This is a genomic window from Aquabacterium sp. (assembly GCF_036279655.1).
Classification (GTDB): Bacteria; Pseudomonadota; Gammaproteobacteria; order Burkholderiales; family Burkholderiaceae_C; genus Aquabacterium.
The window spans coordinates 1-3,501 of sequence record NZ_DASUIT010000041.1; the positions used below are offsets into that span (position 1 = coordinate 1).

Annotated in this window: 7 protein-coding genes and 1 pseudogene; 5 read left to right on the top strand and 3 right to left on the bottom strand. The window is 63.5% G+C overall.

Going from position 1 to position 3,501, the window contains the following annotated elements; all coding sequences use genetic code 11:
• From VFW84_RS04300 to VFW84_RS04305, 3 genes and pseudogenes are all read right to left on the bottom strand, one after another.
• Positions 1 to 231: pseudogene (locus VFW84_RS04300) on the bottom strand (hypothetical protein); the annotation flags it as partial.
• Positions 232 to 364: 133 nt separating this feature from the next.
• Entirely contained in the window at positions 365 to 727 is a 363-nt protein-coding gene (locus VFW84_RS17490; RefSeq protein ID WP_414638890.1) for a DUF2946 family protein, read from the bottom strand.
• Positions 728 to 797: 70 nt separating this feature from the next.
• Complete coding sequence (locus VFW84_RS04305; RefSeq protein WP_329679200.1) at positions 798 to 1,277, bottom strand: Csp1 family four helix bundle copper storage protein; 480 nt, start codon at positions 1,275 to 1,277, stop codon at positions 798 to 800.
• 209 nt (positions 1,278 to 1,486) lie between these two features.
• Here VFW84_RS04305 and VFW84_RS17495 point away from each other — a divergent pair, with 209 nt between their 5' ends.
• From VFW84_RS17495 to VFW84_RS04325, 5 genes are all read left to right on the top strand, one after another.
• On the top strand, positions 1,487 to 1,837 hold the full coding sequence (locus tag VFW84_RS17495) for a DUF2946 domain-containing protein (protein WP_414638891.1): 351 nt from the start codon (positions 1,487 to 1,489) through the stop codon (positions 1,835 to 1,837).
• Between the two features lie 83 nt (positions 1,838 to 1,920).
• Positions 1,921 to 2,184: a hypothetical protein gene (locus tag VFW84_RS04310; protein ID WP_329679201.1), complete on the top strand. Its 264-nt coding sequence runs from the start codon at positions 1,921 to 1,923 to the stop codon at positions 2,182 to 2,184.
• Positions 2,181 to 2,450 carry a hypothetical protein gene (locus tag VFW84_RS04315; RefSeq protein WP_329679202.1) on the top strand — a complete coding sequence of 90 codons (270 nt, stop codon included), beginning with the start codon at positions 2,181 to 2,183 and terminating at the stop codon, positions 2,448 to 2,450. Before VFW84_RS04310 ends, VFW84_RS04315 begins: the two co-directional genes overlap by 4 nt.
• An 85-nt stretch (positions 2,451 to 2,535) precedes the next feature.
• Positions 2,536 to 2,943: a DUF2946 domain-containing protein gene (locus VFW84_RS04320; RefSeq protein WP_329679203.1), complete on the top strand. Its 408-nt coding sequence runs from the start codon at positions 2,536 to 2,538 to the stop codon at positions 2,941 to 2,943.
• Between the two features lie 198 nt (positions 2,944 to 3,141).
• A partial coding sequence (locus tag VFW84_RS04325; protein ID WP_329679204.1) for a hypothetical protein occupies positions 3,142 to 3,501 on the top strand: 360 nt, incomplete at its 3' end.

Below are 3,501 nucleotides of genomic sequence, written 5' to 3' on the forward strand. Positions count from 1 at the left end.
CGGCAAGGAGACAACGGACTGTGGAATGTATTCAACTGGGGTTTCCGTGCGTGTGGCACCTGTTGTGGTGCCCACCACATAGGCAGCATCACGCTTGCCGGTGATGACAACCGGAGGCAACTGGCCCTCGCTGGTGACGGGCTGAGCCTGTTGGGCAAGGGCAATACCTGCACTCAGCAGGCCAATGGCCAGAACCACGGGGCGCTGGCGCATGGAATAGGAAGGCGACATGTGATCTCTCTCAAGCATGGGAAGCCGCCCCGGCCATCAACAGCCGAGACAGCACAAGCCCAACCGAATGAATGGCTGGGCAACGGTCAAATAGCTTTGAGGGCGAGCCTTGTGGGAAAAGGCTGCCAGGAGATCAGACTGGAGGCGCTCGCGCGCCCCCGCCAGCTCGACACTGAGCTTGTGGCCAGCCGGTGAAGCCCCCCGCCAACCAGACGTCTGCCGCACTCACCGCCAGGAACGGCAGTACGGTCGGCTGAGGGCCCAGGAGCGCCAGAGGGAGGGAATTGCAAAGTTTGCAATGCTGACCGTCATGCAGGCTTACGGCACCATCAGGCAAACTCAGCGGGCCGCTTGACGCATTGCGCGACGAGCACAACTCCCCAAGAGGATCAACGGCCGCGCGCCCGTACGACACACTCGGCAACAGCAATCCGGCCAGGAGTGACAGGCACCCCAGCCAGATGATCAGTCGACGAGTGACAACAGCGTGGCGCATCTTGGGCGCAAATTGTAAAGCGCGCTCAAGAAGGGGGCATCACCACAACGGGAGCGCCCCAGGGCTGGCGTCAGCCCAACTTGCGAGCGGCGTCGATGGCCGCCAGGCAAGCATCATGGCAATTCTTGCACTCCACATGATGCTCGATATGCGGTTTGCACGCCTTCACACAGGCTTCCATCGCCTCGATGGCCGTGCGAGCCAAGGCGGGCGTGAAGTCCGAGTTCAGGCTCGCTGCCTTCAACACGGCGTTGCAAGTCACGTCACAGTCCAGCGCCGAGCGCAGGCAGGCGGCCATGTCCTTGTCGCCTTGCGACAGCAAGACCTGGCAGTGGTCAATGCATGCCGCGGCGGCAGCCGTACAAGCCTGGAACGGTGCGATCAGGCTCGTAAAACGCTTGGGCTTGCTGCCCTTCTGCGTGGCCAGCATGGCGGCATGGTCATGGTGGTGCGCCGGCGCTTCTTTTGCCGAGACACGAGCGGGCAGCACCGCCGCAGCGGCCAAGGCCATCAGGCCCGTGGATCGTTGCATGAGTTGTCGACGGTCCATGATGAACTCCTTGTGTGTGGATCAGAGGGGCATGGCCACAGGCCGAGCCACCATTTTGCACCTGCCGCAAAATACCGAGGCAGCGAGCCTTGCTCTCTTGCGGCAGAGCAAGGTCACATGCTGCGTGCAGCCGACGCCCAGCCCGCCTGCACTAAACTTTGACCATGCGCATGCAAAGAAGGCCCTCCGCTCGACGTATGACATGGCTCATGGCCGTGGTCATGCTGCTGAGCGCCTGGCTTCCAGCTTGTGCATCGATCTGGCAGGCGGCTGAACAGGGCCGATCACGCACAGATCAGTTGACACAAGAGATATGCAGCTCAACCGGCCTGGCCCGGTCTTCCAACCGCGTGGCACCTGGTGAGGACCAGCATCAGGCCGTCGGTCAACATTGCCCTTACTGCCACTTGCACGCACAAGGGCTGGGGCTGCCGCCTTCGCCCCTGGCGTTCGTGACGCTGCCGCTGCAACACGAAGCGCCCGCACTGTTCTGGCAAGGGCCTCGCACCTTGCGCACCTGGGCTGCGCCCCGGGCCCGCGCGCCACCAACCCGTTCCTGACCGCATCGGAGGCAGGCTGGTCCGCCTCCGCCAAGTTCAGCCGCCACCAACCGTGCGGCTTGATGGCTCGTTCAGGAGAAACAATGAGATTCCTCACCCTCGTCATGCGGGTCATGACGCATTTCAACGTGGGCGCCATGATCGCGACCTTGGGCTGGCTGGTCTGGATGGCAACGATGATGACGCCCGAATCCCTGCCCAGTGCCCAGTTTGAAATCCGCTCGGCTCCCCCAACGTCATCGCCCTGCTGCCAGCAGGCACAGCCAGAACGATCTGCCGGCCCGGTCGAAGCGGTATACCGACCTGCGCCCACCTCTGCCGACCCGCGCACGGAGGTCCTGCCATGAGTGCCAACGGCGTTCGCTGGTTCGTGGCGGCTCACCTCCTGGCCGTGCTGGCCATCTACCTCATCGCCGTGTGGATAGGCGCACAGCATGTGGCGGCGCCCATGCCGCCCTTGACCGTGCAGGCGAGTGCACCGCGGGTGGTGCCCGCCGCGGCAGAGCAAGCCGATCTGTCGCGTCCGGCCCCGCCAAACGAGGCATCGGCTCACCAGGATTCAGGAGGGATTCAGGCCTCGGCGGACATCGCACCGCCATGGGCCATGCGCTGAGGGCTCGCATCTTGACGCCACAAAATGAGACACGCCCAAAACCAAGGGATTGTGAACAATCTCACGAACCCCTAGACTACCGGCCATGTTCCGTCCCTTTGCGTTGACACGGTCACGCCGATGGGTGTGGTTCGCGCTGTGCGTGTTCACCTTGTCGGCCTGGATGCCTACCCTGAGTGCCTGGGTAGCGTCTGCGCGCGCCACAACGGATCTGATGACCATCTGCAGCAGCACGGGTGCCCGGCAAATTGGCGAGTCAGCCGATCAGGCCCAGGCCGATGCGGATGGCAAGGCCCGTCACCTCAATGGCCAAGGGCATTGCCCGTTCTGCCTGCTTCAGGACCACAGCCCTGTGGTGCCTGCCACGCCTGCTGCCATCGTGACGCCCCTGTCCGCTCTGGCATCATGGGTACCGCCTTTGTTGCTTCAGGCAGCAAGGCCCCTGCATGCGTGGTCGCCGCTGGCGGCGCGCGCGCCTCCTCTGGCCGCCTGAGCCTGAGCCGCCCGGACTGCGTCCGGCCGGGTGCCGCCATGTGCACGTGAGGCTTCACAGCCTGTTCCCCATCCATTGATTTTTTTCGCACTGCGCGTGCCGAAGTCGGTAGCCTGCGTTCGCCGCGCGTGACACCGCCAGTGCGTCCTTCTGTCATCTCGTTGTCTTCTCGTTTCTCCAAGCCAGAAAGGTTCCCTCATGAAGTCCCCCCAACACCACATCCTGGCTGCGCTGTCCGTAGCCGCCCTGCTGACGCTGAGCCTGCCCGCACAAGCCCACATCAGTTACACCGGCCGTGACTTCGGCACCGTGGTCGATGGCAGCAACGTCAGCATCGCCACGCAAAAGGTCACCAGCAACTACGGCTGGGCCGATGCGTCTGACGATTCGCTGGTGTTCAACAGCACCCTGGCCACCACACCCCGCCTGGACGAAGCAGCTTTCGTCAGCGGCACCGGTACGGATGATCTCTATCTTGGCGACAGCCACAAGGGACGCGCCTTCAAGCTGCATCTCGACAGCACACTCAACGTCACCTTCACGGCATCGGCGCTCAAC

Excerpts from the sequence above, each read along its gene's own strand:
- VFW84_RS17490 (WP_414638890.1), bottom strand. The coding sequence starts at position 727 with ATGCGCCACGCTGTTGTCACTCGTCGACTGATCATCTGGCTGGGGTGC.
- VFW84_RS04305 (WP_329679200.1), bottom strand. The coding sequence starts at position 1,277 with ATGGACCGTCGACAACTCATGCAACGATCCACGGGCCTGATGGCCTTG.
- VFW84_RS17495 (WP_414638891.1), top strand. The coding sequence starts at position 1,487 with ATGGCCGTGGTCATGCTGCTGAGCGCCTGGCTTCCAGCTTGTGCATCG.
- VFW84_RS04310 (WP_329679201.1), top strand. The coding sequence starts at position 1,921 with ATGAGATTCCTCACCCTCGTCATGCGGGTCATGACGCATTTCAACGTG.
- VFW84_RS04315 (WP_329679202.1), top strand. The coding sequence starts at position 2,181 with ATGAGTGCCAACGGCGTTCGCTGGTTCGTGGCGGCTCACCTCCTGGCC.
- VFW84_RS04320 (WP_329679203.1), top strand. The coding sequence starts at position 2,536 with ATGTTCCGTCCCTTTGCGTTGACACGGTCACGCCGATGGGTGTGGTTC.